Origin of the sequence: Herbaspirillum sp. AP02 (genome assembly GCF_015767275.1) — a bacterium.
Classification (GTDB): Bacteria; Pseudomonadota; Gammaproteobacteria; order Burkholderiales; family Burkholderiaceae_D; genus Herbaspirillum.
This window is the reverse complement of record NZ_JADWMY010000001.1, coordinates 130006-155682: the sequence shown is the minus strand read 5'-3', so window position 1 is coordinate 155682 and position 25677 is coordinate 130006. Positions and strand designations below refer to the sequence as shown.

General features: G+C 65.1%; 17 protein-coding genes. 9 read left to right on the top strand and 8 right to left on the bottom strand.

Features of this window, described 5'->3' with window-relative positions:
* Window positions 1–375: 375 nt before the first annotated feature.
* From I5R65_RS00640 to I5R65_RS00630, 3 genes are all read right to left on the bottom strand, one after another.
* Window positions 376–948 (bottom strand): TetR/AcrR family transcriptional regulator, encoded by a 573-nt coding sequence (locus I5R65_RS00640; RefSeq protein WP_370546052.1) that lies wholly within the window; start codon window positions 946–948, stop codon window positions 376–378.
* Between the two features lie 186 nt (window positions 949–1134).
* Entirely contained in the window at window positions 1135–1830 is a 696-nt protein-coding gene (lepB, locus tag I5R65_RS00635; RefSeq protein ID WP_196871820.1) for a signal peptidase I, read from the bottom strand.
* 49 nt (window positions 1831–1879) lie between these two features.
* Window positions 1880–3274 (bottom strand): CoA transferase, encoded by a 1395-nt coding sequence (locus I5R65_RS00630; protein WP_196871819.1) that lies wholly within the window; start codon window positions 3272–3274, stop codon window positions 1880–1882.
* 119 nt (window positions 3275–3393) lie between these two features.
* On the opposite strand from I5R65_RS00630, the gene I5R65_RS00625 reads away from it, so the two are divergent.
* From I5R65_RS00625 to I5R65_RS00595, 7 genes are all read left to right on the top strand, one after another.
* Window positions 3394–4578 carry a citrate synthase family protein gene (locus I5R65_RS00625; RefSeq protein ID WP_196871818.1) on the top strand — a complete coding sequence of 395 codons (1185 nt, stop codon included), beginning with the start codon at window positions 3394–3396 and terminating at the stop codon, window positions 4576–4578.
* A gap of 136 nt (window positions 4579–4714) precedes the next feature.
* Window positions 4715–6277 (top strand): efflux transporter outer membrane subunit, encoded by a 1563-nt coding sequence (locus I5R65_RS00620; RefSeq protein WP_196871817.1) that lies wholly within the window; start codon window positions 4715–4717, stop codon window positions 6275–6277.
* Window positions 6278–6335: 58 nt separating this feature from the next.
* Window positions 6336–7553: an efflux RND transporter periplasmic adaptor subunit gene (locus I5R65_RS00615; protein ID WP_196871816.1), complete on the top strand. Its 1218-nt coding sequence runs from the start codon at window positions 6336–6338 to the stop codon at window positions 7551–7553.
* On the top strand, window positions 7550–10717 hold the full coding sequence (locus I5R65_RS00610; protein ID WP_196871815.1) for an efflux RND transporter permease subunit: 3168 nt from the start codon (window positions 7550–7552) through the stop codon (window positions 10715–10717). Before I5R65_RS00615 ends, I5R65_RS00610 begins: the two co-directional genes overlap by 4 nt.
* Window positions 10718–10809: 92 nt before the next feature.
* Entirely contained in the window at window positions 10810–11502 is a 693-nt protein-coding gene (locus I5R65_RS00605) for a heavy metal response regulator transcription factor (protein WP_196871814.1), read from the top strand.
* Window positions 11495–12940: a heavy metal sensor histidine kinase gene (locus tag I5R65_RS00600; RefSeq protein ID WP_196871813.1), complete on the top strand. Its 1446-nt coding sequence runs from the start codon at window positions 11495–11497 to the stop codon at window positions 12938–12940. Before I5R65_RS00605 ends, I5R65_RS00600 begins: the two co-directional genes overlap by 8 nt.
* Before the next feature lie 118 nt (window positions 12941–13058).
* Window positions 13059–13997 (top strand): bestrophin family protein, encoded by a 939-nt coding sequence (locus I5R65_RS00595; RefSeq protein WP_196871812.1) that lies wholly within the window; start codon window positions 13059–13061, stop codon window positions 13995–13997.
* Window positions 13998–14019: 22 nt separating this feature from the next.
* Here the strand turns inward: I5R65_RS00595 and I5R65_RS00590 are convergent, their stop codons facing one another.
* The gene (locus I5R65_RS00590; protein ID WP_196871811.1) at window positions 14020–14970 is read right to left on the bottom strand and encodes a glyoxylate/hydroxypyruvate reductase A; all 951 of its coding nucleotides are present in this window, start codon (window positions 14968–14970) and stop codon (window positions 14020–14022) included.
* The gene (locus I5R65_RS00585) at window positions 14967–15383 is read right to left on the bottom strand and encodes a VOC family protein (protein ID WP_006462307.1); all 417 of its coding nucleotides are present in this window, start codon (window positions 15381–15383) and stop codon (window positions 14967–14969) included. The genes I5R65_RS00590 and I5R65_RS00585 overlap by 4 nt, the downstream gene beginning before the upstream one ends.
* Before the next feature lie 281 nt (window positions 15384–15664).
* On the opposite strand from I5R65_RS00585, the gene I5R65_RS00580 reads away from it, so the two are divergent.
* Window positions 15665–16489: a universal stress protein gene (locus I5R65_RS00580; RefSeq protein ID WP_196871810.1), complete on the top strand. Its 825-nt coding sequence runs from the start codon at window positions 15665–15667 to the stop codon at window positions 16487–16489.
* A 24-nt stretch (window positions 16490–16513) separates the two neighbouring features.
* Here I5R65_RS00580 and I5R65_RS00575 read toward each other — a convergent pair whose 3' ends face one another.
* From I5R65_RS00575 to I5R65_RS00565, 3 genes are all read right to left on the bottom strand, one after another.
* The gene (locus tag I5R65_RS00575; protein ID WP_196871809.1) at window positions 16514–17764 is read right to left on the bottom strand and encodes a PepSY domain-containing protein; all 1251 of its coding nucleotides are present in this window, start codon (window positions 17762–17764) and stop codon (window positions 16514–16516) included.
* Window positions 17765–18122: 358 nt separating this feature from the next.
* Window positions 18123–21962 carry a PAS domain S-box protein gene (locus I5R65_RS00570; protein ID WP_196871808.1) on the bottom strand — a complete coding sequence of 1280 codons (3840 nt, stop codon included), beginning with the start codon at window positions 21960–21962 and terminating at the stop codon, window positions 18123–18125.
* 348 nt (window positions 21963–22310) lie between these two features.
* A complete protein-coding gene (locus I5R65_RS00565; protein ID WP_196871807.1) occupies window positions 22311–22682 on the bottom strand; it encodes a hypothetical protein in 372 nt (123 codons plus the stop codon).
* A gap of 766 nt (window positions 22683–23448) precedes the next feature.
* Between I5R65_RS00565 and I5R65_RS00560 the strand changes: the two genes are divergently transcribed.
* Entirely contained in the window at window positions 23449–25653 is a 2205-nt protein-coding gene (locus I5R65_RS00560) for a GAF domain-containing protein (RefSeq protein WP_196871806.1), read from the top strand.
* The last annotated feature ends 24 nt before the right edge of the window (window positions 25654–25677 follow it).

Sequence of the window (25677 nt, the reverse complement as noted above, 5' to 3'; positions counted from 1 at the left end):
GTTTGTCTGCCCCTGGGTCGCCGCACCGCCGCCCGAAGGCGCCCAATTGCGGAACGGCAACCGTTATCCGACAGCTCACAAGGAGCCGTCGATGATGTAAGTCCGGATCAACGTAAAGGTCAGGGAGACGCCCACCATGGCAGGCACCAGGGAAGAAACAGGCCACCGCCCACCATGGCGGCTCGCATTTCCCATGAGAATTCCCCTCGCGCAGGGAAGCGGAGAGGTCGGAGGCTGGAGACGTTTTTTAGCAAAAAACGCCCCTTAAAACAGCCAGCACTCCTGTTCCAAAAGACAAAAAGTCAGTTTCCCAGAACCAATACGATACGTTTCGTCTCGGATTCTAGGTGCAAATTATCTACTGCTCAACAAAATTTACGCTTGTTGGCTCGAAATTTTACTAGTCGCTAAAAAGGGTTGGGACAGCGCGATGCTGCCCAGGACCAGCTTCAGTTGGGACTGGATCTGGCGTTCATCGATGTCGGCACTGCCGGTCAGGAGGCGCTGCAGCAAGGGGGCATACAGCAGATCGAAGACCAGGTTCAGGTCGGCATCATCCCTGAACTCACCGCGTTGGGCGCCGCGGCGCAGGACATTGACCAGCGCCTGGCGACGCGGCTCAAGGTAGTTGTCATTGAAGATGCGCTTGCTCTCTTCATCGAACTGGGCCAGGGCAATCATCTCGCGCACCACACGACCGGACTTGCCACGCAACAGTTGGGACAGTTGCAACATATGCAAGCCGATATCTTCCCGCGCCGAACCGCTGTCGCCGATGGCCGGCATCGGTTCCACCGCGCGCAGCAGCGCTTCCATGGCCAGGGCGCTCTTGTTGGGCCACCAGCGATAGATGGTGGCCTTGCCCACGCCGGCGCGTGCTGCCACGCCCTCCAGGGAAAGCTTGTCGAAGCCGATCTCCTCGAGCATCACATACGTGGCATCGAGGATGGCGTCATGACTGACGGCATTCCTGCGGCGACCGGTGGCCGGATCGGAGATGAAGGTGAGAGAAATGATGTGCTCCAGATGGCAATTGCATGTTTTCCGACACTGGTAACGGCATGCTTTTGGACAACTTGAGCAATTGACAGCAAAAAAACGCAGATTTTTGCGACAACAACAATGGACCGGCGCCTAGTTGATGGGCCCGGACGGGTCCAGCAGGCGCCCGAACCGGTCCAGTCGTGGCCGGTAGCCCTTGTCCGCATCCAGCGAAAAAGCGATGCGGCTGGTGCGTCCCATCAGCTCGCTGCGGGCGAAGAAGCCGAAATAGCGCGAATCCATGCTGTTGTCGCGATTGTCACCCAGCATCATGTAATGCTCCGGCGGCACCACCACCGGGCCGAAGCTGCTGTGCAGGCTGGGATGCGACTCCGACAGGCGTACCAGATGGTTCATGCCGTCGATGCGTTCGTCGCGGTAGACCGCATCATCCACCCCATCGCCGGCCAGCGGCCTGACCTGGGCCTGGCCGTAGCTGGCCGCCTGGCCATTGATGGTGAGCACGTTGTCCCGCAACTCCACCACGTCACCGGGCAGGCCGACGATGCGCTTGAGCAGCAGCTCTCCGGCCTGGCGCGAGTCGACGGTGACGATGTCGCCGCGCTGCGGCTCGCCCAGGCGCAGCAGGCTGATATGGGTCAGCGGCAGGCGCAGGTCGTAGGCCAGCTTGTCGACCAGGATGCGATCGCCCACCATCACGGTGGGCAGCATGGAGCCGCTGGGGACGACGTTGTAGTCCGCGATGGCACTGCGAAACACCACCATCAGGGCGATGAAGGCCAGCAGTCCCTTGTTCTGGGTCAGCAGCTTGCGGGCGGTCGAGGGCATGGTGGGTCTCCTATGACAAGGATGCACATCCTACCTCAAGCCGCCGTACTCAGCCCCAGCGTGCCGGCGCCGAGCGCAAAGGCCCGGCCGGCAGGCTCCAGTGCATGGGCGCACCAGCCACCTGCAAGGGCGCGCGCAGCCGTTGCGCCGGCCCCCAGAAGGTCTGTTCCACGTGCGCATCCAGATCCTCCGTGCTTTCGCTAGTGAAGCCGGAATGCGCCTGCGTCACCGGATAGGCGGCCAGCAGATGGGCCGTGCGTGCCAGCGACAGACGGTACTGGCTGCCCTGCCCGCTGGTCTGGCGCAGCGTGAGCCCGCGCACGGCTGCCGCCGCCAACAGATAGCCGGTGGCGTGATCAAGGGCCTGGACCGGTAGCGGAACCGGCTTGTCGCTGCCATGGTGGCGCATGCCGGCATCGGCAATGCCGCAACTCATCTGCACCAGGCTGTCGAAGCCGCGCCGGCCGGCCCAGGGCCCGCTCCAGCCATAGGCGTCCAATGCCACGTCCACCAGTGCCGGATTCAAGGCGCGCCGGCGGGCCGCACCCAGGCCCAGATGTTCCAGGGCGTCGGCGCGATAACCGTGCACCAGCACATCGGCCTGGGTCACCAGGGTTTCCAGGGTGGCGCGGTCTTGGAGCTGGTCCAGCTCCAGATGGGCGCAGCGCTTGCCGAGGGTCATTTCCGGCACCACCCCGGGTTCATTCCAGCGGGCCGGGTCGATGCGCAGGACCTCGGCACCGAAGCCGGCCAGGCAGCGTGTGGCGGTCGGTCCGGCCAGAACCCGCGTCAGGTCCAGCACGCGCACGCCCGCCAGGGGCCGGGACGGGTCAATGCGGCGCGGCGCTGCCGGACCGGCGTCGACCAGTTGGCTCGCCACCAGCGGTTCGCCGGCCACCGCCATGCCTTGCGGATGCGCGGTCCACTGGGCCTGGCTGCGCATTTCGGCGGCACAGCCGCCATTGCCGACCACCGCCGCCTCCAGCTCCGCGCAGCGCCAGCGCGCCACCTCGCGGGCGACCCCCTGGCGATCAGCCTGCTGCGGGTCCAGCCCCAGAACCCCGAGGGCGGCCGCGCGGTGGTGGGCGGCATTGGTATGCAGGCGTATCCAGCCATCGCCTCCACGATAATCACCGGCGACCGAATCCCACAGCGAAGGCGCCTGCCAGCCCTGGGGCCTGAGCGAAGAAGAAAACCATAGCGAGGCCAGGCGACGATCGCATTGCACCGGCGGCAGCGGCGCGCCCCCGCTGTGGATCCACTGCGCCACCGCCATCCCGGACGCCGCCACCGAGGCCTGGGCCAGGTCGCTGGTGGCAAAGACCGAGGGCAAGGCACCCTCACCACTGAAGGTGACGGTCTCCAGCGCGGCCGCCGGCCCGCTCAGGGCACTCCAGATCTCGGCCAGCATGGCGTGGGCGGGCGTGATGTCGGGCTGGGTCATGGTGCGCTCCTCAAGTAAGGTCGATGTCGGGCAAGGGGGAATGGCTGCAGCTTACTCCGCTTGAATTAATCGTCAATATTGATTAATTTAATCAACTTATCGACCGATTTGGACCCGCCGTGAGCACCTATCTCTCTTCCGCCGACGCCGCCGCCCTGCTGGGCGTGTCGCGCCAGACCTTGTATGCCTACGTCAGCCGTGGCCTGCTGCACGCCCATCCGGGGGAAGAAGCGCGGGAAAGCCGTTACCTGGCCGCCGAAGTGGAACGCCTGGCGGTCAACCGCACCCGTGGCCGCAAGCCCCGCGAAGTGGCGCGGGCGGCGCTGGACTGGGGCTTGCCGGTGCTGGAGTCGGCGCTGACCCTGATCGAAGATGGGCGCCTGTACTATCGCGGCCGGGATGCGGTGACTTTCAGCGCGCAGGCCAGCGTCGAAGAAACCGCTGCCCTGCTCTGGGACTGCACCGTGGAAGAGGCCTTCGACCACGCCGCTCCCTCCTTGCCCACAGGATTTGATGCACTGGCGACGCAATGGAATGAACGTCGGGCCGAACAGACGCTACTGCCCCTGTTCTCCCTGGCCTGTGCCGACGACATCGGTGCCCAGTGGCAGTTGCCGCCGGCACGCCGGCTGGCCAGCAGCGGGTTGCTGGTGCGCCGCCTGGCGGCCTGCCTGCTGGGTAGCAGGCCCTCCACGCAAGCCCTGCACCTGCAATGCGCCCAGGCCTGGCAACTGGATGCGGCCGGTGCCGACCTGGTCCGGCGGGCGCTGGTGCTGTGCGCCGATCATGAACTGAATGCCTCCGGCTTCACTGCGCGCTGCATCGCCTCCACCGGTGCCAATCTGCAGGCGTCCATCGTCGGCGGGCTAGCGGCCCTGAGCGGCCCCCTGCATGGCGGCACCACGGCCCGGGTCGAGGCCTTGCTGGAAATGCTGGAGACGGCGCACGATCCGGCCCAGGCCCTGCGCGAACGGCTGGCACGGGGTGACGACCTGCCCGGCTTCGGCCACCATCTCTATCCGCAGGGCGACGTGCGGGCGCAGGCCCTGCTGGTGGGCTTCCTCAAGGCCCATCCCCGCTGGCAGGTCGCCATCGCCACCGTGCGGGAGCTGACCGGCCATGCCCCTTCGGTCGATTTCGCCCTGGCGGCGCTGCGCCGTCATCTGGGCCTGCCTGCCGGTAGTGCCTTCGGCCTGTTTGCGCTGGGTCGCTCGCTGGGCTGGATCGCCCATGCGCTGGAACAGGGGCGCGACGGCAGCCTGATCCGGCCCCGCGCCGCCTACACCGGCCCCCGCCCTGGCTGACAGAATTGTCATCTTGATGTCAGCCTGACGTCGAGGGGCAACGATTACATTACCGTTGTAAGCAGGGGCCGGTTGCGGGTGCTGAGGGGCGCCGGGTCGGCCAGTCCGTCATCCGCAAGCCATCTCCGTGAGCCCTATGGTCGTCCCGTTTCGCCGCGTCGCAGCCAGCGTCAGTACCCGTCATTTCACTCATCCCAACAATCGAACCCCCTTCCGCGCCAAGAAGGGAATGACGGTGCTGTTGCTGGCCGCGCTGCTGGGCGGTTGCGCGGTCGGCCCCGACTACGTGCGGCCGGCCATGGACCTGCCGCAGGCCTACAAGGAAGCCGGCCCCTGGAAGCAGGCCGCGCCGCGCCAGGTCGACGACCACCAGCCCTGGTGGCAAGCCTATGGCGACCCCATCCTCAATGACCTGATCACCCAGGCCAACGCCGCCAACCAGACCATCCAGCAGGCTGCCGCCCAGTACCGCCAGGCCCAAGCCACCGCAGCCCTGGCCCGCGCCAGCCTGTGGCCGACCGTCGGCCTGCAGGCCGGCGCCGCGCGCGGACAGACCAACAGCAACGGCGTGCAGCGGCTGGCCGACACCTATACGGTGGGTCTTAATGCCTCCTGGGAGGCCGATGTCTGGGGCCGCATCCGGCGTGGCGCCGAAGCAGGCGACGCCAGCGCCCAGGCCAGTGCGGCCAGCCTGGCGGCAGCCCGCCTGGCGATCCAGGCCACGCTGGCCCAGGATTACCTGCAACTGCGCGTGACCGATCTGCAGAAGGACCTGTACCGTCGCACGGTGGAGGCCTATCGCCGTTCGCTGCAGCTGACCACCCATCAATACGAAGCCGGCACCGCCCTGCGCTCCGATGTGGCCCAGGCCGACACTCAGTTGCGCGCCGCCCAGGCCCAACTGATCGACCTCGACGCTACCCGCAACCAGCTGGAACACGCCATCGCCATGCTGATCGGCAAGGCCCCGGCAACCTTCACGCTGGCCCCGGTGGCCGCCGCCACTGCGAGCGACGAGGCCATGGATGCCAATGCCCAGCGCCTGCAGGCCAGCCTGCCGCAGATTCCTGCCGGGCTGCCTTCGGACCTGCTGGAACGTCGTCCCGACATCGCCAATGCCGAGCGCCTGGCCGCTGCCGCCAATGCCAACATCGGCGTGGCACAGGCGGCGTATTTCCCGACCCTCACGCTCTCCACCAGCGGCGGCTACAACAGTCCGGCCTTTGCGCAGCTGTTCAACACCCCCGGCCGGGTCTGGTCGCTGGGCGCGGCGCTGGCCGAGACCCTGTTCGACGGCGGCGCCCGCAGCGCCCGCAACGATGCGGCCACGGCCGCCTTCGATGCCGCCGTGGCGCAATACAAGCAGACCGTGCTGGGTGGCCTGCAGGAAGTGGAAGACAACCTCTCCACCCTGCGCGTGCTGGACCAGGAAAGCGCGGTCCAGGCGCAGGCGGTGCAATCGGCGCAACTGGCCGAACGACTGGCGATGCGCCAGTACCAGGCCGGCACCGTCACCTATCTGTCGGTGGTGACCACCCAGGCCACGTCGCTGACCAACCAGCGCAATGCCGTGACCCTGCTGGGCCGGCAATTGGTGGCCAGCGTCGCCCTGATCAAGGCCACCGGTGGTGGCTGGCAGGCCGGGGCGGCCGATGCTGCAACGTCGACACCTTCTGCCCCGCCGATGGCTGCCCGCTAAGCGCGGCCACGCACCCTTTTCCGAATCAACAGCGATCATTTCAGGACGAGTTTCAGGCATGACCACCTCACCCCAATCTCCCCAGCGCTCTCCCCTCGCCGTGTTCGTTGCCACGGCCCTGATCCTGGCGGCCGGCATCGGCGCCTGGTCCTATGTCGAACACGCCCGCGCGGCCGACCAGCCGGCGGCCAAGGCGCCGCCGCCGGTGGCGGTCTCGCTGGCGACCGTGCAGGAACGCGACCTGCCGCTCTACCTGGCCGGCGTGGGCACGGTCACCGCCAATGCCAGCGTGGTGGTCAAGACCCGCATCGACGGCCAGTTGGACAAGGTCGGCTTCAAGGAAGGTGAAGAGGTCAAGAAAGGCCAACTGCTGGCCCAGATCGACCCGCGCGCCCTGCAGGCGCAACTGGCACAGGCCGAGGCACAACGGGCCAAGGATGCCGCCACCCTGACCAATGCACGACTGGACCTGCAGCGCTACACCACCCTGCGCGGCCAGGACGCGGCCACCCAGCAGCAGCTGGATACGCAAAAGGCGTTGGTGGCGCAGCTGGAAGCAGCGGTCAAGACCGACGAGGCGCAGGTGGCCTATGCCAAGGTGCAATTGAGCTACACCACCATCAATGCCCCGCTCTCCGGGCGCGTGGGCGCACGTCTGGTGGACCCCGGCAACATCGTGCACGCGACCGATGCCAATGGGCTGGTGGTGATCAACCAGATCGATCCGATCACCCTGGTCTTTACCCTGCCCGAGGAGGCGGTGGTGGCCATCAACCGCGCCCAGCGCGGCAGCCAGCAGCCGCTCAAGGTCAGCGCCTATGCCCGCGACTCGCAGGAAGTGCTGGCCACCGGCAAGCTGGTGCTGCTGGATAACCAGATCAACACCACGAGCGGCACGGTGCAGCTCAAGGCCCGCTTCGACAATGCCGAGCACAAGCTGTGGCCGGGCCAGTACGTCAATGCCCGCCTGCAGATGAATTCCCACGGCAATGCCCTGACCGTGCCGGCCGCCGCCGTCCAGCGCAACCAGCAGGGCACCTATGTCTATGCCATCGACCAGGACGACAAGGCCAACATGCAGCCGGTCAAGGTCGATCGCATCCAGGACGGCGTGGCCGTGCTGGCCGCCGATAGCGGTGTCACCGCCGGCCAGCGCGTGGTCATCGACGGCCAGTACAAGCTCAAGCCGGGCAGCCGCATCGTCGAGAGCAAGCCGCAACCTGCCAAGGCCCAGGGCAGCGCCGCCGGCACCGATGCGAAAGGAAGCACCCAGTGAGCGTTTCCGCCGCCTTCATCAAGCGCCCCATCGGCACCACCCTGCTGGCGATCGCCATCCTGCTGGTGGGCATCGCGGTCTGGCCGCTGCTGCCGGTAGCACCGCTGCCGCAGGTTGACTTCCCGACCATCCAGGTCACCGCGCAACTGCCCGGGGGCAGTCCGGAGACCATGGCCTCCAACGTGGCGCAGCCGCTGGAACGCCAGTTCTCGCTCATCGCCGGGCTCTCGCAGATGACCTCGCAGAGCACGCTGGGCACCACCCAGATCACCCTGCAGTTCGACCTGAACCGCAACATCGACGCCGCCGCGCTGGATGTGCAGGCGGCCATCAACGCCTCCACCGGGCAGTTGCCGGCCAACCTGCCGAATCCCCCGACCTTCCGCAAGATCAACCCGGCCGACTCGCCCATCATGATCATGTCGGTGCAGTCCGATGCGCTGCCGCTGACGGTGGTCAACGACTATGCGGACAACATCCTGGCCCAGCAGATTTCGCAGATTTCCGGCGTCGGCCTGGTCAGTGTGAACGGCCAGCAGAAGCCGGCCGTGCGCATCCAGGTCGATCCGGCCAAGATCGCCACGCTGGGCCTGAGCCTGGAAGACATCCGCGGCGTCATCGCCACCACTACCGTGAACCAGCCCAAGGGTACGGTCGATGGCGCGCGCCAGGCCTTTACCGTCTACACCAACGACCAGTTGCTCAAGGCTGACCAGTGGAACGACATGGTCCTGGCCTGGCGCAATGGCGCGCCGATCCGGGTCAAGGACATCGGCATTGCCATCGACGGACCGGAGAACAACAAGATCGCCGCCTGGGCCTTCTCGGGCGCCGCCAACACGGCGGACCACACCATCACCAACGGCCGCTCCATCGTGCTGGCCATCACCAAGCAACCCGGTGCCAACGTGATCGAGACCGTGGGTCGCATCAAGGCCGCCATGCCGCGCCTGCGCGCAGCGATTCCGGCCGCCATCCATGTCAATACCCTGATCGACCGTACCCAGACCATCCGCGCCTCGGTGGAGGATGTGGAGTTCACCCTGGTGTTGACCATCGCCCTGGTGGTGATGGTGATCTTCGTATTCCTGCGCAACGTGGCAGCCACCCTGATCCCCTCGGTCACGGTACCGCTGGCCATCATGGGCACGGCCGGCGTGATGTACGTGGTCGGCTACAGCCTCGACAACCTCTCGCTGATGGCCCTGACCATCGCCGTGGGCTTCGTGGTGGATGACGCCATCGTCATGCTGGAAAACATCTACCGCTACGTCGAGGAAGGCATGTCACCGCTGGAGGCGGCCTTGAAGGGCGCGGGCGAAATTGGCTTCACCATCATCTCGATCTCGGTCTCGCTGGTGGCGGTGTTCATTCCGCTGTTGTTGATGGGCGGCATTGTCGGCCGCCTGTTCCGCGAGTTTGCGGTCACGGTCACGCTGACCATCGGCGTGTCGGTGGTGATCTCGCTGACCTTGACACCCATGCTGTGCTCGCGCTTCCTCAAGAACGAGCATGGCCAGCGCCACGGCAAGCTGTATCAATGGTTCGAACGCTGCTTCGATGCCATGCTGGCCGGCTACAAGCGCGGACTGGACGTGGTGATGAAGCACCAGTTCATCACCCTCATGAGCTTCCTGGCGACGGTGGCGCTGACGGTGGTGCTGTTCATCTTCATCCCCAAGGGTTTTTTCCCGCAGCAGGATAATGGCGTCATCGTCGGCTTTGCCGAATCCTCGCAGGACACCTCTTCGGCGGCCATGCATGAACGCCTGCTGAAGGTGGCCGAGGTGGTACGCCAGGACCCGGACGTGATCGGCTTTGCCATGAGTGCCGGTTCCACCACCTTCAACACCGGCCAGTTCTTCATCGCCCTGAAACCCAAGGACCAGGGGCGTACCACCAATGCCGACGAGATCATCGCCCGGCTGCGCCCCAAGGTGGCGCGTGTGCAGGGGGTGAACCTGTTCATGCAGGCCAGCCAGGACATCAACGTCGGCGGCCGCCTCTCGCGCACCCAGTACCAGTACACCGTCACCGATACCGACCTGGATGAGCTCAACGTCTGGGCGCCGCGCATGCTGGAGCGTTTCCGCCAGTTGCCGCAGCTGACCGATGTGGCCTCCGACCAGCAGAACCAGGCGGCGGCGGCGGTGATCACCATCGACCGCGCCCGCGCGTCCAGCTTCGGCATCTCGCCGGCCTTGATCGATGCCACCATCTACGACGCCATCGGCCAGCGCCAGGTCGCGCAGTATTTCACGCAGATCAACAGCTATCGCGTGATCCTGGAAGTGACGCCGCAGCTGCAGAAGGACCCGTCGCTGTTCGACAAGCTCTACCTGACCTCGCCCCTGACCGGGCAGCAGGTGCCGCTGTCGACCTTCGTCAAGGTCGATACGACCAAGACCTCCTACCTCTCGATCAGCCACCAGAGCCAGTTCCCGGCGGTGACGATTTCCTTCAACCTGGCCAAGGGCGTGTCCCTGGGCGAGGCGGTGGACATCATCCAGAAGACCAAGGACGAGATGGGCGTGCCGCAGACCCTGGTGGGCAATTTCCAGGGGACGGCCAAGGCCTTCGGCGATTCGCTGTCGTCCCAACCCTACCTGATCGCGGCAGCACTGATCGCGGTCTACATCGTGCTGGGCCTGCTCTACGAGAGCTACATCCACCCGCTGACGATTCTCTCCACGCTGCCCTCGGCCGGCGTGGGTGCCCTGCTGATCCTGATGATAGGCGGCTACGACCTGTCGGTGATCGCGCTGATCGGGATCATCCTGCTGATCGGTATCGTCAAGAAGAACGGCATCATGATGATCGACTTCGCCCTCACCGCCGAACGCAGCCAGGGCATGAAGCCGGAAGAAGCGATCTACCAGGCCTGCCTGCTGCGCTTCCGCCCCATCATGATGACCACCATGTGCGCCCTGCTGTCGGGCCTGCCGCTGATGCTGGGCCATGGCGCCGGCTCCGAGCTGCGCCGGCCGCTGGGCTATGCCATGGTGGGCGGTCTGGTGCTGTCGCAGGCGCTGACCCTGTTCACCACCCCGGTGGTCTATCTCTACCTGGACCGCGCGCACTACTGGTATGAACGCAAGAAAAAGGCGCGCCAGGCGCGCAAGGCCGCCCGCCTGGCCCAACAGCCGCCGCAGGTGGAACATTGAAACAAGACCTCACCGATAAAAAGCCGGGACGGTAGAATCCGGCATGGACTGATGCCGGGCGATCCTGCCCCGGCGCAGGCTATGGAGACCGCATGAAGATCCTGATAGTCGAAGACGAACAAAAGATGTCCGAATACCTCTGCAAGGGCCTCACCGAGCAGGGATGCGCGGTCGACCTGGCCTCCAACGGGGTGGATGGACAGCACCTGGCGATCCAGCATGACTACGATGTCATCGTGCTCGACGTCATGCTGCCGGGGATGGACGGCTTTGCCGTGCTGCGCTCGCTGCGCACGGTCAAGCAGACCCCGGTCATCATGCTGACCGCCCGCGACAGCGTGGAAGACCGCATCAAGGGCTTGCACGACGGCGCCGACGACTACCTGATCAAGCCCTTTTCCTTCCTGGAACTGCTGGCCCGCCTGCAGGCCCTGACCCGGCGCGGCCGCGCGCAGGAGCCGGCGCAACTGCGCATCGGCGATCTGCAGATTGATCTGCTCTCGCGCAAGGCCTTTCGCGGCGGCCTGCGCATCGACCTCACCGCCAAGGAATTCGCCCTGCTGGCGGTGATGGCGCGGCGCCAGGGTGAAATCCTGTCCAAGACCGCCATTGCCGAACTGGTCTGGGACATGAACTTCGACAGCAACACCAACGTGGTCGAGGTCGCCATCAAGCGCCTGCGCGCCAAGATCGACGCGCCCTTCGAACAAAAGCTGCTGCATACCGTGCGCGGCATGGGTTACGTGCTGGAGCCCCGGGCTGCGGCCGAAGCCGGCGATGACTGAGCCCGACGCCCTGCCGACACCGCCTGCACCGCCCTCGCGCCGACGTCGGCTGCCCTTGCGGCAATCGATCACCGCGCGCCTGGTGCTGATGTCGGCGGCCTCGGCCCTGTTGATCTTCGCCCTCGCCGGCGTGGCGCTCTACACCGTGCTCAAGGGAGAGCTGCTGCGCCACGAGCGCGACGCCCTCTTCACCACCCTCAACGACATCAGCTACCAGATCGAGCGCGCCGGCAACACCGAGCGCTGGGGGCGGGTGCAGATGAAGCTCTCGGCGCTGTCGCAGGCGGACCAGCATGTGTTCTTCTGGATCGCCAGCGACGACCCGCGCTTCACCTTTGGCGACCTCAGCCGCCTGACCCCGGCTGCCATCACCCACGATGACGGCAAGTCGGTGGGCCGCCTGCACCTGCCAGGACGTCGCTTCCCCCTGCACATCATGACGCGCACCCTGCCAGCCTACGAGGATCGTCCCGAAGTAAGGGTCACGGTCGGCGTGGATGGCGCGCCCTACTTCGAGATGCGCCGCACCTTCTTGCTGGCGACCAGCATTTCCTCGCTGCTGGGCATCGTGCTGGCGGTCATTTCCAGCTACTGGATCGCCCGCGCCGGACTGGCGCCGCTGCGCCGCATGTCGGCCCGCGCCCAGAGCTTTTCGCCGCGCAAGCTGTCAGCGCGCATGCCCGTGGAAGCCCTGCCGGAAGAGTTATCGGTACTGGCCGACGCCTTCAATGGCGCACTGGAGCGCATCGAACAGGCCTATACCCAACTGGAAGCCTTCAACGCCGACGTGGCCCATGAGCTGCGCACGCCCCTGGCCAACCTGATCGGCGAGACCCAGGTGGCGCTGGCACGCGAGCGCAGCGCGGGCGAATTCAAGGACGTGCTGCAATCGAACCTGGAAGAACTGGACCGCATCCGCTCCATCGTCAATGACATGCTGTTCCTGGCCCGCTCCGACCAGGGCGAGGCCGCCACCGCCCGGGTAGCGACGCGGGTGGCCGAGGAGGTGCAGAAGACGGCCGATTTCTTCGAGTTCGTGCTCGATGACGCCGGCATGGGCATCACCGTGGCTGGCGACACCCAGGCCACGGCGACCATGGAAACGGCACTCTTCAAGCGGGCACTGACCAACCTGATCCAGAACGCCATCCAGCATTCGCCGCAAGGAGCGATGCTGCGCATTGATATTTCCGCAGGTGAAGAAATGGTCAGGGTAGCGGTCACCAACCCCGGCCCCGCCATCGACGAACAGCACCTGCCCCGCCTGTTCGACCGCTTCTACCGCGTCGACAGCGCCCGCCAGGACATCAACGGCAGCCATGGTCATGGCCTGGGGCTGGCCATCGTCAAGGCAGTGGCGCGCATGCATGGCGGGCGGGCTTTTGCCAGCAGCGGTGGCGGGCACAATACCATCGGCTTCACCATCGCCCGTCAGTAAGGGCTGGACCAGCGCCCGCTGTATGCACGGACGCTGGCGTCATCTGTCTACGCCTGCCCGGGCGGCGTGGAATTAACATGGGGCTTCGACTTTTTCGTTCCTGTTCCGGGAAGCCAATATGATCGTTCGCCCCCAGCCCCACTGGTTCCGCATGCTCTTCGTCTGGAACGGCTCGGTGCTGCGCACCATCATGCCGCAGATGCTGATGATGACGGCCTTCTCCACCCTGGCGGTCTTGACCGACGGCAAGATCTTCGGCGACAAGCTGCCGCTGAACACCTCCACCTTCACCCTGCTGGGGGTGGCACTGGCGATCTTCCTGGGCTTTCGCAACAGCGCCAGCTATGACCGCTACTGGGAGGGCCGCAAGATCTGGGGCGCCCTGCTGATCGCAGCGCGGGCGCTGGCGTCGCAGGGCTTGCGCTATGGCGTGACGGGCGAAGATGCAGCCCACAAGAAGCTGTTCACCCATCGCATCATCGCATTGGCCTATGCGCTCAAGCACCAGCTGCGCAAGACTTCACCACGAGAGGACATGGCGCGCCTGCTGCCGGGCGCGGCTGAGGCCGAGGCCGCGGTCGACGCCACGGCCGGCACGGTGCAATACCTCCCGGTGTACCAGATGGATCAGTTGCGCGCCATGCTGGCCCAGGCCAACCGGCAGGGACGGCTCAGCGACACTGGCCTGTGGACCTGCGACCAGCAGCTCAACGAGATCAACCACTGCATCGGCGCCAGCGAGCGCATCGCCTCCACGCCCATCCCCTTCGCCTACGGCGTGCTGCTGCATCGGACCGTCTACATCTACTGCCTGTTGCTGCCGTTTGGCCTGGTCGATGCCATCGGTGTTGCCACACCGCTGATTTCGGTCTTCGTCTCCTACACCTTCCTGGCGCTGGAAGCCATCGCCAGCGAAATCTCGCTGCCCTTCGCCTGTTCCCCCAATGGCCTGGCGCTGGACGCCATCAGCCTGGAAATCGAACGCTCGTTGCTGGAGCTGGCGGGAGAACCGCTGCCACCGGCGGCAGCGTGCGGGAAGGATTATCGGCTGGATTGAGGGGGGATACCTTCCACCTCAGTCAGTACCCCCGCCCGATATCCACATTGGCTGGAATCTCCCCACTCTCCCGGTAATGCCGGATATTCCCCGCCACAATGGCCGAGGCCGTGGCGGCATCCGTGGGGGCCGAGCAATGCGGCAAGACCGTCACCGCGGGATGGGGCCATTGCCAGGAAGACGGCGGCAGGGGCTCGGTGGCAAACACGTCCAGTACCGCATGTTTCAGCTGGCCGGCATCCAGCGCCTGGCGCAGCGCGCCGTCGTCGATGATGGGACCACGGGCGAAGTTGATCAGTTGCGCCTGCGGCGGCAGCAAGGCCAGGCGCGCCGCATCCAGCAGGCCACGGGTGTCGTTGGTCAGGGGCAGCAGGCAGACCAGGATATCGCTGCGTGAGAGCAGCTGCGCCAGTCCCTCCATGCCACTGAAGGTCTCCACGCCGTCCAGCTGGCGCGGGCTGCGGCTCCAGCCCGCCACCGGGAAGCGCGCCTGGCGTAGCGCCACGGCGGCCGCCTCGCCCAGCGCGCCCAGGCCCAGCAGGCCGATGCGGCGCTGTTCCGGTGCGACGTAGTCCAGCTGCTGCCAGCGCTGCTCGCGCTGCTGCTGCGCATAGCGCGGCATGTCGCGATGCAGATAGAGCGTCCAGGCCAGCACCGCCTCGGCCATGGTCGCCGCCAACCGGGGATCGACCAGCCGCGTGATCTGCAGGTCCGACTGCCCAAGGTCGGCCACCAGCCGTTCCACCCCCGCCCACACGCTATGCACCCACTGCAGTTGCGGCAACTGCTTCAGCTCGGCCGGGTCCGGGTTGGCGACGATGGCCAGGCGGCACTGGGCGCGCTGGGCGTCGTCCAGATCGGCGAAGGCCACCACCTGTTCCTCCGGCATGACATGGCGCAAGGCCTGCAGCCAGGCAGCGACCGAGGCGGCGTCGCCCTGGCTGACGAAGGGAATCGGCGTACGTGGGCTCATTTGGCGTACACCTGTGCCAGGCTCCTGAAACCCTTGACCTCGATGGGGTTGCCGGAGGGGTCGAGGAAGAACATGGTCGCCTGTTCGCCCGGCTCACCGGCAAAGCGGATCTGCGGCTTGAGCACGAATTCGACCTGGCCGCTGGCGGTCAGGCGATCGGCCAGTTGCTGCCACTCGGGCAGTTCCAGGATCACCCCCAGGTGCGGCATGGGCACCATGTGCTCACCGACCTTGCCGGTGTTGCTCACGGCGAAGGGTTGCCCCAGGTGCAAGGAAAGCTGATGGCCGAAAAAGTCGATGTCGACCCAGGTGTCGGTACTGCGCCCTTCTTCGCAACCCAGCAGGTCGCAATAGAAGCGGCGCGACTGGTCGAGGTCGCGCACGTGGTAGGCAAGATGGAAGATCGATGGCATGCAAGCTCCTCGCTGAGGCAATGACGCAATGTCGGATGACGGAAAGACCGCAAAGCCGACAAGGATAACCCAGCCGGCGCTACCGCACCGCAAGCGCCTATCGTTGGCGCGCCGAATTCTGCCCGCGAAGTGATGCCGGCCGCGATTGACATGCGTCAATCAGCGCCGCAATTGCGCTGGACGCCCGGACAGGAGCGGCCTAGTCTGGATACATGGCGTCCAGCCCCGGATGCCGTCCCACCTGATCGACCTGATCTACCTGATATTTCCGAGGAGTCACCATGAGCTACAAGTCCATCCTGGTCCATGTCGACCAGTCGCGTCACGCCGCCCAGCGCATCCGCATCGCCGCCGAGCTGGCCCGCGCCCAGCAGGCGCACCTGATCGGCAGTGCTGTCAGCGGCATCTCCAGTTTCATCACGATGGAAGGCGCCGCCTATGTGGCCGCGCAGATGGATGGCTTCCGCGACCGCGCCCTGGCGGCCCTGGAGAACTTCGACAAGATCGCCAACAGCGTGGGCGTGCTTTCCTGCGAGAAGCGCTTCGTCGATGACGACGCCGAAGGTGGCCTGGCGCTGCAGGCGCGCTATGCCGACCTGGTGGTGGTCAGCCAGGCCGACCTGGACGATGCCGACGACAGTTTCCTCACCGACCTGCCCGAGTATGTGATGTTGAATGCCCCGCGCCCGGTGCTGATCATCCCCAGCGCCGGTGAATTCAAGCACGTCGGCAAGAACGCGCTGATCGCCTGGGACGGCAGCATGGAATCCACCCGCGCCATCACCGCCGCCCTGCCGCTGCTGCGCCAGGCGGACAACGTGACGGTGGTGATCTTCAATTCCGACAAGCGCCTGGGCACCCATGGCGAGCAACCCGGCGCCGACATCGCGCTCTATCTGGCGCGCCATGGGGTGAAGGTGGAAGTGGCGCAGGAACAGACGCCGCTGGACATCGGCAACGCCCTGCTCTCGCTGGCCGCCGACAAGGGCGCCGACCTGCTGGTCATGGGCGGCTACGGCCACACCCGCTTCCGTGAAGTGCTGCTGGGCGGGGTCACGCTGACCATCCTCAAGACCATGACGCTGCCGGTCCTGATGGCGCACTGATGCACTGACGTAGCGCCGCCCCGCTTACCGCAGTTCCGCCACCGGCCCCTCGCGGGCCGGTGTCTTTTGTGCAGCCAGCCGTTCACGCTGCTGCAATCGTGCCTTGCGCTTGCGTACCCAGATGATCACCCCGGTCACCGACAGCATGGCCACCAGCGCCCCCAGCAGGGACACCATCACCCGCCCGGTCAGCCCCAGGATACGGCCCGAATGCAGCGGGAACTGGGCCTGCAGGAAGAGATCCCCGGCGCTGCCCCGGCCAGGAATCTTGCCGCCCTCATAGGCGCCCGTCATGGCATCGAAATACAGCCAGGCATTGCCCAGCCCGACGTCGCCATGGTCATTGCCCGGCTGGAAGAAGCCCACGCCATAGACACCGAACATGCCGGAATAGAAGACCCCACCGACCGGCTCATCCAGCCCCAGCTTCTGCCCTTGCGCCCGGCCCAGCGCCACGACCTCTTCACGCGAGATGCGCGGCTCCGGCACCTTGTCGGCCGCCAACGGCGTGCGGGTCTCGAAAGGACCGGCGGTCAGCGTGGAGACCGTTTGCAGGATCGGACGCATCACCTGGCGCTCCAGGTTCATCGACACCGAGGTCACCGCCAGCACCAGCAGCAGGCCCCAGACCCAGACGCCCCCGGACCGATGCAGATCGAAGTTGAGCTTGTGTCCGCCCTCGCGCCAGCGGAAAGCCAGGGACTTGCGCCAGCTCCGCCAGTTGGGGAAGGACAGGTAGAGCGCGATGAAGCAGTCCAGCATCCAGACGATACCGATGATGCCCATGAGCCAGATGCCGGTCTCGATGCCGCCCAGGTCGGGCAGGTGCATCGTGTAATGCAGCTTGTAGAGGAAGGGCAGCAGGTTCTCCCGCGACAGGGAGATGGCGCCCCACATGCGCCGGCCCTGGATCTCGGCGGTCACGGGGTCGACGGCGATCTGGTTGTAATCCAGCGTAAACGGCTGGCCGGTCGCCGGGTCCAGACGCGGCTCGATCATCATGCCGATGGTATGGCCCGGCTCGGCCTCGGTGAGCACATAGGTCACCCGCAGACGCGGCTCGGCCTGCTCCACCCTGCGCGCCAGTTCCAGGCCGGGCAACGGCGCCCCGGCACCGGGTTGATCGGCACTGCGGGCATTAAACAGCTGAGGATTGAGCCAGGCGTCGAGTTCGTGGTCCCAGGAGATCAGCGCTCCGGTGGCACCGGCGATGAACAGGAACACGGCAACGGCAAGGCCGAACCAGCGGTGGAGAAGAACGAGCAATGCGCGCATGGACGAGATCTGGCTAGGAGCTGGATGGTGTAGGAGACGATATGGCCTGCTGCCCGCCTTTCGGCGGGGGCATGCAGCGGATCTGGCAGGCGCATGGACGATGACCCGAAAGCGCGTGGAGCCAAAACTTTACCTGCACTGGCAAACCAAAAAATATGAACGATAATTATTCTTATTTATTTTATGCAATGTGAGGAAAAAAAGATAGCATCTCCCCCGTAGCGCTTGACGTCGGCGAAGCCGTCCAAGCCACCGCAAAATAAAACGGCTGTGGGTTCGCTGAACCCACAGCCGAAAATCTGCGCATCGATATTAAAAATAATGATAAGAAGGCAGCAATCCTGCCCTCATGCACAAATCAAGCCATCGCAATCTTCATCAGAATCTCCTGCAACTGATCGATATCGTAAGGCTTGGGCAGCGAATGCGACGGGAAGCCCACGTTGCGCGCCACCATCGCCCCGTAACCGGAAGCAAAGATCACCGACATCGTCGGGAACCGCTCCAGCGCGCGCTTGGCCAGTTCCACACCGGATATGCCCGGCAAATTGACATCGGTGAAGAGCACGTCGAACGGCTGCTCCTCCAGGGCCTGCTGGGCCTCTTCGCCGCTGGCCACGCCACGCGCCTGGTGACCCAGGGTTTCCAGCAATTCACAGACCAGTTGCTGGGAGTCGATGTTGTCTTCCACTACCAGCAGGCGCAGTCCACTGACGGCTTGCGCAGGCTCACTGGCGCCCTGCGATGCCACGCTGCCCGCCACGCCGACGCTGCCACCCGCAGCAAAACCACCGGCGGTGCCATAGGCTTCCTGGGGCAGAGGCTGCTCGACGGCATCGGCGTGGTGCTGCCGTTCGGCCACCGGCAAGACGTGGATGGTGGCCGATGCCGATGCCGACGCGGTCGCGAGGTCGCGCTCGCGGCTGGCCCTGGCCAGCTCGATACGATGCGCCCGGTTGGACAGCATGTGCCGGATGCGCTGCGCCAACTGGTTGATGCGATACGGCTTGGAAAGCAACTCCACGCCAGCATCCAGCCGTCCTTCGTGGACGATGGCGTCGCGCGGATAGCCCGAGGTGAAGAGGATTTCGATATCCGGCAGCAATTGCCGCGCCTGGCGCGCCAGTTCGGTCACCGGCACGCTGCCCGGCATGACCACGTCGGTAAACATCATGTCCACCGCCATGCCACTCTGCAGGATGGCCAGCGCCCGTTCGCCATTGTCGGCCTTGAGCACGCGATAGCCCAGGGACGAGAGCGTGTCGATGACGGTGAGCTGCAGGTTGGGATCGTCCTCCACCACCAGGATGGTCTCGTCGCCGCCGCGTACCTGCACGTCGCGGCTGTCGTCGATGACGACCTCGTCCTCCACGCAACGCGGGAAGTAGATGCGGATGGTGGTGCCCTTGCCCGGTTCGCTGTGCAGGCTGATATGCCCCTTGCTCTGCTTGACGAAGCCGTATGCCATGGACAGGCCCAGCCCGGTGCCCTCGCCTTCGCGCTTGGTGGTGAAGAAGGGCTCGAAGGCGCGTTCGCGCACCTCCGGCGACATGCCGGCGCCATTGTCGGAAATCTGCAGTTCGACGTAGTCGCCCGCGGCCAGATCGGCCTGGGACAGGAACACCGGGTCGCTGAGTTGCACGTTATCGATCTGCAGCGTCAGGCGGCCGCCATTGGGCATGGCGTCCCGCGCATTGATGGCGGTGTTGATGATCAGGTTCTCGACCTGGTTGGGGTCGAGCATGCTGTTCCACAGGTCATGCGTGATGACGGTGGAGATCTCGATATTCTCACCCACGGCACGGCGCAGCAGGTCGTCCATGTTCTGCACCACGCGCTCCAGATTGATACTGCGTGGCTGCAGCGGCTGCCGGCGGGCGAAGGCCAGCAGCTGCGAGGACAGCTTGGCACCGCGATCGACCGCACCGACGGCGGTACGTATCCGTTGTCGGCTGCGATCATCAAGGCGGGGATCGCTCTGCAGCAATTGCAGGTTGCCGCCGATGATCTGCAGGACGTTGTTGAAGTCGTGCGCCACGCCCCCGGTCAGCTGTCCCACCGCCTCCATCTTCTGCATCTGCCGCAGTGCCGCCTCGGCCCGGGTACGCTCGATGATCTCGGCCACCACGCGCTGTTCCAGGGTGTCATTGAGTTCGCGCAGGGCATCCTCGGCGCGACGGCGTTCGGTGATGTCGGTGGACACGGCGATCATCGCCTGCGGCCGGCCCTCGCCATCGACGATGCGGCTGATGTCGCTGGAAACCCAGAACGTCGACCCGTCCGGACGCAGATAGCGCTTTTCCAGCGTGAAGGAACGTCCGTCCTCGATGCAACGGTTGAACAGCGACATGTTCATCGGCACGTCATCAGGATGGGTGACGTCGGCCAGGGTCATGTGCAGCAGGTCCTCTTCGCTACGCCCGAGCATGCGGCACAGGGCCTGGTTCACCCGCAGGTAACGGCCCTTCAGGTCCAGCTCGGAAAAGCACACCGAGGCCTGGTTGAAAATTGCGGTCAGCCGGCTCTCGCTCCAGGACAGGGCCTGCAGGCCACGACGACGTTCGGTGAGGTCGATGAAGGTGCACAGGGCCCCCTGCAACTGACCGTCCTGCCACACCGGATGGGCCTGGTATTGCACCGGGAAGCTGCTGCCGTCCACGCGCAGAAACTCTTCGCTGTCGATATGGGCGCTGATGCCCTCCTGTGCCGCCTTGAGCACCGCGCATTCGGTACGGCTGGCCGGGCTAGCCTGCTCCGGCACCAGGATCACCTCGTGGATGGAACGACCCAGCACATCCTTCTCGCTGGCATAGCCCAGCATCTGCAGGAAGGCGACGTTGCACAGCGTAACCGTCCCTTCGCGGTCAATCGAGAAGAAGCCCTGATCGGTGGAATCCAGCAGCTGGCGCACGAATGCATTGTTGGCCCGCACGCTCGCCTCCGAGGCGGCCAGCGCCTGTTCCATCAACTTGCGGGAGGTGACATCGAACACCACGCCCACATAGCGCGCTCCGGCGCGCGGGTCATCCTGCACCACCTCCCCCTTGCGCGCCAGCCAGCGCTGCTCGCCGTCCGGGCGGGTGATATGGTATTCGGTGTATTCGAGCGGATTGCGCGGGCCGCTTTCCCGGATGCGCGCCGTCCCCAGGTTGGGATGGAACTCTTCGTCGATCATGTCCACCAGCTGCTGTGAGGTCACATCGCCTTCCGGCGCGACGCCCCACAGGCGACGGAAACGATCCGACACCGCCAGCTTGCCGGAATCGGGAAACCACTCGAAGATGCCGATGCCACCGGCACGGTCGACGATGCGCAGGCGCTCTTCGGCCACATGGCAGTCAGTGACGTCATTGCCTTCGATGAAGATGCCCGCGACCTTGCCGTCGCTACCCTTGATGGGCTGGAACACGAAGTCCAGTACCGCACCGGAAAAACCGCCTTCGACCGAATGTCGCAGGAAAACGCGGGCACCACGTTCGGTATAGGCCTGCCCGGTCTGGTAGACGCGATCCAGCAGCGCAAACAGGTTTTCATCCAGCAGTTCCGGCAAGGCCTGGCGCGCCGGCAGGCCCAGCACCGGGCGGTCGCCGAAGAGCTTGAAATAGGCCTCATTGACACGTTCGAACACATGCTCCGGCCCCCGCACCACGGCCTTGAAACTGGGCGACTGGTCCATCAGGTCATGCAGCATGTCGGTATGGGCCAGCGCTGCATCCAGGCCGCTGGCACGGGTCAGGTAGCACAGTACGCCGCTTGCATCGCCATATGGGTCGCCGTCCTCTTCCCAGACTGGTACGCACGACACATCCCAATAATTACCGTTCGATACGCTCTGGTGGTCGTCATGGAAGAGCGGCAGACGGCGCAGTTGCTGTTGCTCGCCCCCGAATGCGGCCTCGATGACCGCTTCGCATTGCCTGCCGGCACCCGCCCATAGGGTGGCCCCGCCCAGCGCCGCCGCGAAAGCGGCAGGATGGGCGGCACCGATACAGGAGGCAAACGCGTCGTTGTACAGCATGTGACGGCCGTTGCCCCACACCAGCAGGGCCGGCGTGGGGGAATGCAGCACGATGTTGAGAGTGGTCCGCAAGGCGGACGACCATTGCTGCGGCGCGCCCAGCGCACTGTGGGTCCAATCGGTCGCCGCAACGATCTGCGCGGCCAGGCTCTTTCCGCGCAACCAAGAAAATTCTGCCATGTTGTGAAACTTACCTTTAAGCCTAGCTGTGAGCACCGAGGTCGGTCGCGCGGGGCGGGAGTGGAAGTGCCGTCAACTGCGCACTACCTTGCCCCACGGGTCCCTTCATTGTTTTTCGCATCCGCTTCGGGCAGTCGGGTCGGAACACTTCTCGCTCCTGGCCCCTGCTGCGCGTCGCGCACGATTATACGGGAAGCCCGCGTCGCTTCGCGCCCGACTCCCCGCCTGCGGGCATTTGAGCACGCCACGCAAAGCGGCGTGCAGCGGGCACTTGCGGCGACCTCCTGTTTTCCTACATAAAGTCGCGACGGGCACCTACATGGATGGCCAGGACGGCCACGGAGAGCGTCAACCGGCCTTCTTTTTGAGGGCCCGCTCCTCGCGCAACAGGCGATTGAGCTCGGCCAGCTCCTGGACCGCTTCGTGGGTCAGGATCACCGGTTCGTTAGGCCGGTATGCGCGACCGCCCAGGCGGCCGTTCATGCCAATGTAGGCACGGGCGCAGCGCCGACGGTAGGCCAGGATATCTTCCTCGCCGTGCAGCGGCTCGCCGGCCGTATCCTGATGAGGGACAGGCTCGACAAAGGCGCTCAGCCGTTCGTCCTCGCCTTCCCCACCAGGACTTCCCTGGGTCGAGATATGGTTGCGGTAAGCGGTCCAGTCGCCTTGCTGGATGGCGATCAGAGGATCGTAAGGATGGGTGGAATCAGACTTGTCCATGAGGCTACCCTGCTCAAAGATCCGACGCATGCTGGCTGCGCCGGGCTGGTTGCAACGTAAGCTTGCCATTGTCCGCATCAATCCCGGCAGGTGCCGGCAAGCAGGCGTGCTTGCGCGGTGTTGCCGGCTGCTTCGCCCGACCGATACGGCGTTCGATTTCTTCCCGGTATGTCATCGACCGCATACTGGTTCACTCCCTGGTGTACCCCGGCTCAGCACACTATCGACGACTTCATTGTAGCCATGTCACGCAAAACTGGAAGTCCCTGACGGCTCTCCCCCATGCGATTTGACGCATCCTCACGAAGTCTCAGCACTGCACCGGGAATTCTTTTCCCATATGGCATCTTCCTGCGCGCGGGCGCCGGTTTGCCACGTTGTTTCTGCGAGTTTTGATGATCTTAAGAGCGCGCACGGATGAGTTCTATCGGACTGCACCCGATTGCCTTGTAGGACAAAGCGGAAGTCCACCGGCCGAACGAGACACGACGGATCGCAGTGTTACAGCCGGGTCCGCCCGCGCAGCGGCAAGTCCGCCACAAAATGCATATGCGGCGTGCTATAACTGCAGGACCACGCCTATAATTGGCATTTCCCGAAAACAAAGGCCGTATCGCCACGCTGCATACCCGCTTTGACGTTGTCTGTCGGAAGCGCTGCATGCACGCTACGTTGCCACTTTGGGCCGCCTCCAACTTGCGTTCGTCTCCAGATGTCCGCGATCGCAATTCGACGCCGTGTTCCACAGGCATCGGGAAAGCAGTACATGAGCAATCCATACCACGAAAACCGTCGGCGATCCGTCGACCTGAGCAACTGCGACCGGGAACCGATCCATATCCCCGGCTCCATCCAGAGCCACGGCGCCCTGCTGTGTTTCACTTCCGACGGCCGACTGGTCTCGCGCAGTGCCAATGCGGAGGCGTTGCTGGGCGCGCTGCCCGAGATCGGCGCATCGATGGGCCCGCAGCATCTGGATGCCAGCGCCCGCGCAGTGATCCAGAGTGCGCTGGAGGACAAGCACGGTTATGTCGATTCGCGCATGGTCTCGCTGGCCTCGGGCGCCTTCGATCTGGTGACGCACAAATCCGATGGCGTGCTGATCGCCGAATTCGAAAAACGTCCGGCCGATGCCCTCTCGCTGGACGGTTTCGCCCTGGCCGCGCACCAGGCCATCCAGCGCATCCAGCGCCAGCAAGGCGTGGAAGACCTGCTGACCCTGGCCGTGGACGAGATCGCCCGCATCACCGGATTCGACCGCGTGATGGCCTACCGTTTCCTGCATGACGACAGTGGCGAAGTCATCGCCGAGCACAAGCGCGACGATCTGGAACCCTTCCTCGGCCAGCGCTACCCGGCCAGCGACATCCCCGCGCAGGCACGCCGCCTGTACGTCATCAATCCGATCCGCCTGATCGCCGATGTCGGCGCGCCCACGGTGGCACTGGAGCCGGACCTCAATGCGCTGACCGGCCGCCCGCTGGACCTCAGTCACAGCATGCTGCGCAGCGTTTCGCCAGTCCATATCGAATACCTGAGCAACATGGGCGTGGGCGCGTCCATGAGCCTGTCCATCGTCATCGGCGACCGCCTGTGGGGCCTGATCGCCTGCCACCACATGCGCGCCCACCTGGTCCCGCACTCGGTGCGCATGTCCTGCCAGTTGCTGGCGCAGTTCGTCAGTGCCCTGGTGGAACGCAATCTCAATGGCGAACGCGCCCGCGCGCTGGAATACAGCACCGCCCTGCGCCGCCAGATCGTCGCCAGCATCACCGACCGCGAAGATATCGTGCTGGCCCTGGCCAGTGAACATGAGAGCTTCCAGCGCCTGATGAACAGCCATGGCGGTGCCATCTCAATGGACCGCAAGACCCAGGTGTTCGGCAAGGCGCCCTCGCGTGAAGCCGTCAATACGCTGATCAACTGGCTCAACGAAAACGCACCTGGCGACCTGTTCTACACCAGTGCACTGGGGGCAGACGCACCGGCGCTGAAGGCAGTGCTGGGCGACATCTGCGGCGTGCTGGCGGTGCGGTTCTACCGCGAACAGGATGGCTATGCCTTCTGGTTCCGCAGCGAACAGGTAGAAGACGTGCGCTGGGGCGGCAACCCCGAAAAGAAATACAGCATCGGTCCGCTGGGTCCCCGGCTCACGCCGCGTGGCTCCTTCGCCGTCTGGAAGGAAACCGTGCGCGGCAAGAGCCTGCCGTGGATCAAGACCGAACTGGAAGTGGCCAGCCAGTTGCGCCTGGATTTCCAGGAAGTGGCCCTCTCCAACGAAAACATGGTCAAGCGCGCCCGCGAGACCCTGCTGGCCACGCTGGGCCATGACCTGCGCGATCCGCTGCAGGCCATCATGATGGCCGCCCGCATGATCGAGGTGCGCGAGCACTCGCCCTCCAGCTCCAATCTGAGCAAGCGTATCTCGTCGTCATCGAGCCGCATGCATCGCCTGATTTCGCAGGTGCTCGATATCAGCCGCCTGCAAAGCGGCATGGGCCTGGACATCCAGCGCCGGCCACTGGACGTGTGCAAGATGGTCACGGAGATCGTCAACGAGGCCCGCATGGCCTATCCCGACAACGAGATCCTCCTGGAGGCCGAAGACTGCGGCGAGATCGCGCTCGACGGCGACCGCATCAGCCAGGTCATCTCCAACCTGCTGTCCAATACGCGGCACCATGGTGAAATCGGCAAGCCGTCCACCCTGATCGTGTTCCGGCGCGATGACATGCTGACCTTGTCGGTGTCCAATCATGGCGCAGCGATCCCGCCCGCGGTGCGCGAGAATCTTTTCAAGCCGTACAAGAAGGAATCGATGGGCAACCATCGCAATGCGCGTGGCCTGGGCCTGGGCCTGGGCCTGTACATCGTCAGCGAGATCGTCAGCGGCCACACCGGCAAGATCACGGTGGACTGCGACAACAACATCATCACCTTCACCGTCGCCATCCCGGTCCCGGCAAGCTGAACGCGGCAATACCCCGTTCAGACC

What these genes read in the sequence shown, in the direction of transcription:
- lepB (WP_196871820.1), bottom strand. Translation starts at nt 1,830, where the DNA reads ATGCCCTCGACCGCCCGCAAGCTGCTGACCCAGAACAAGGGACTGCTG.
- I5R65_RS00630 (WP_196871819.1), bottom strand. Translation starts at nt 3,274, where the DNA reads ATGACCCAGCCCGACATCACGCCCGCCCACGCCATGCTGGCCGAGATC.
- I5R65_RS00620 (WP_196871817.1), top strand. Translation starts at nt 4,715, where the DNA reads ATGGTCGTCCCGTTTCGCCGCGTCGCAGCCAGCGTCAGTACCCGTCAT.
- I5R65_RS00615 (WP_196871816.1), top strand. Translation starts at nt 6,336, where the DNA reads ATGACCACCTCACCCCAATCTCCCCAGCGCTCTCCCCTCGCCGTGTTC.
- I5R65_RS00605 (WP_196871814.1), top strand. Translation starts at nt 10,810, where the DNA reads ATGAAGATCCTGATAGTCGAAGACGAACAAAAGATGTCCGAATACCTC.
- I5R65_RS00600 (WP_196871813.1), top strand. Translation starts at nt 11,495, where the DNA reads ATGACTGAGCCCGACGCCCTGCCGACACCGCCTGCACCGCCCTCGCGC.
- I5R65_RS00595 (WP_196871812.1), top strand. Translation starts at nt 13,059, where the DNA reads ATGATCGTTCGCCCCCAGCCCCACTGGTTCCGCATGCTCTTCGTCTGG.
- I5R65_RS00590 (WP_196871811.1), bottom strand. Translation starts at nt 14,970, where the DNA reads ATGAGCCCACGTACGCCGATTCCCTTCGTCAGCCAGGGCGACGCCGCC.
- I5R65_RS00585 (WP_006462307.1), bottom strand. Translation starts at nt 15,383, where the DNA reads ATGCCATCGATCTTCCATCTTGCCTACCACGTGCGCGACCTCGACCAG.
- I5R65_RS00580 (WP_196871810.1), top strand. Translation starts at nt 15,665, where the DNA reads ATGAGCTACAAGTCCATCCTGGTCCATGTCGACCAGTCGCGTCACGCC.
- I5R65_RS00575 (WP_196871809.1), bottom strand. Translation starts at nt 17,764, where the DNA reads ATGCGCGCATTGCTCGTTCTTCTCCACCGCTGGTTCGGCCTTGCCGTT.
- I5R65_RS00570 (WP_196871808.1), bottom strand. Translation starts at nt 21,962, where the DNA reads ATGGCAGAATTTTCTTGGTTGCGCGGAAAGAGCCTGGCCGCGCAGATC.
- I5R65_RS00565 (WP_196871807.1), bottom strand. Translation starts at nt 22,682, where the DNA reads ATGGACAAGTCTGATTCCACCCATCCTTACGATCCTCTGATCGCCATC.
- I5R65_RS00560 (WP_196871806.1), top strand. Translation starts at nt 23,449, where the DNA reads ATGAGCAATCCATACCACGAAAACCGTCGGCGATCCGTCGACCTGAGC.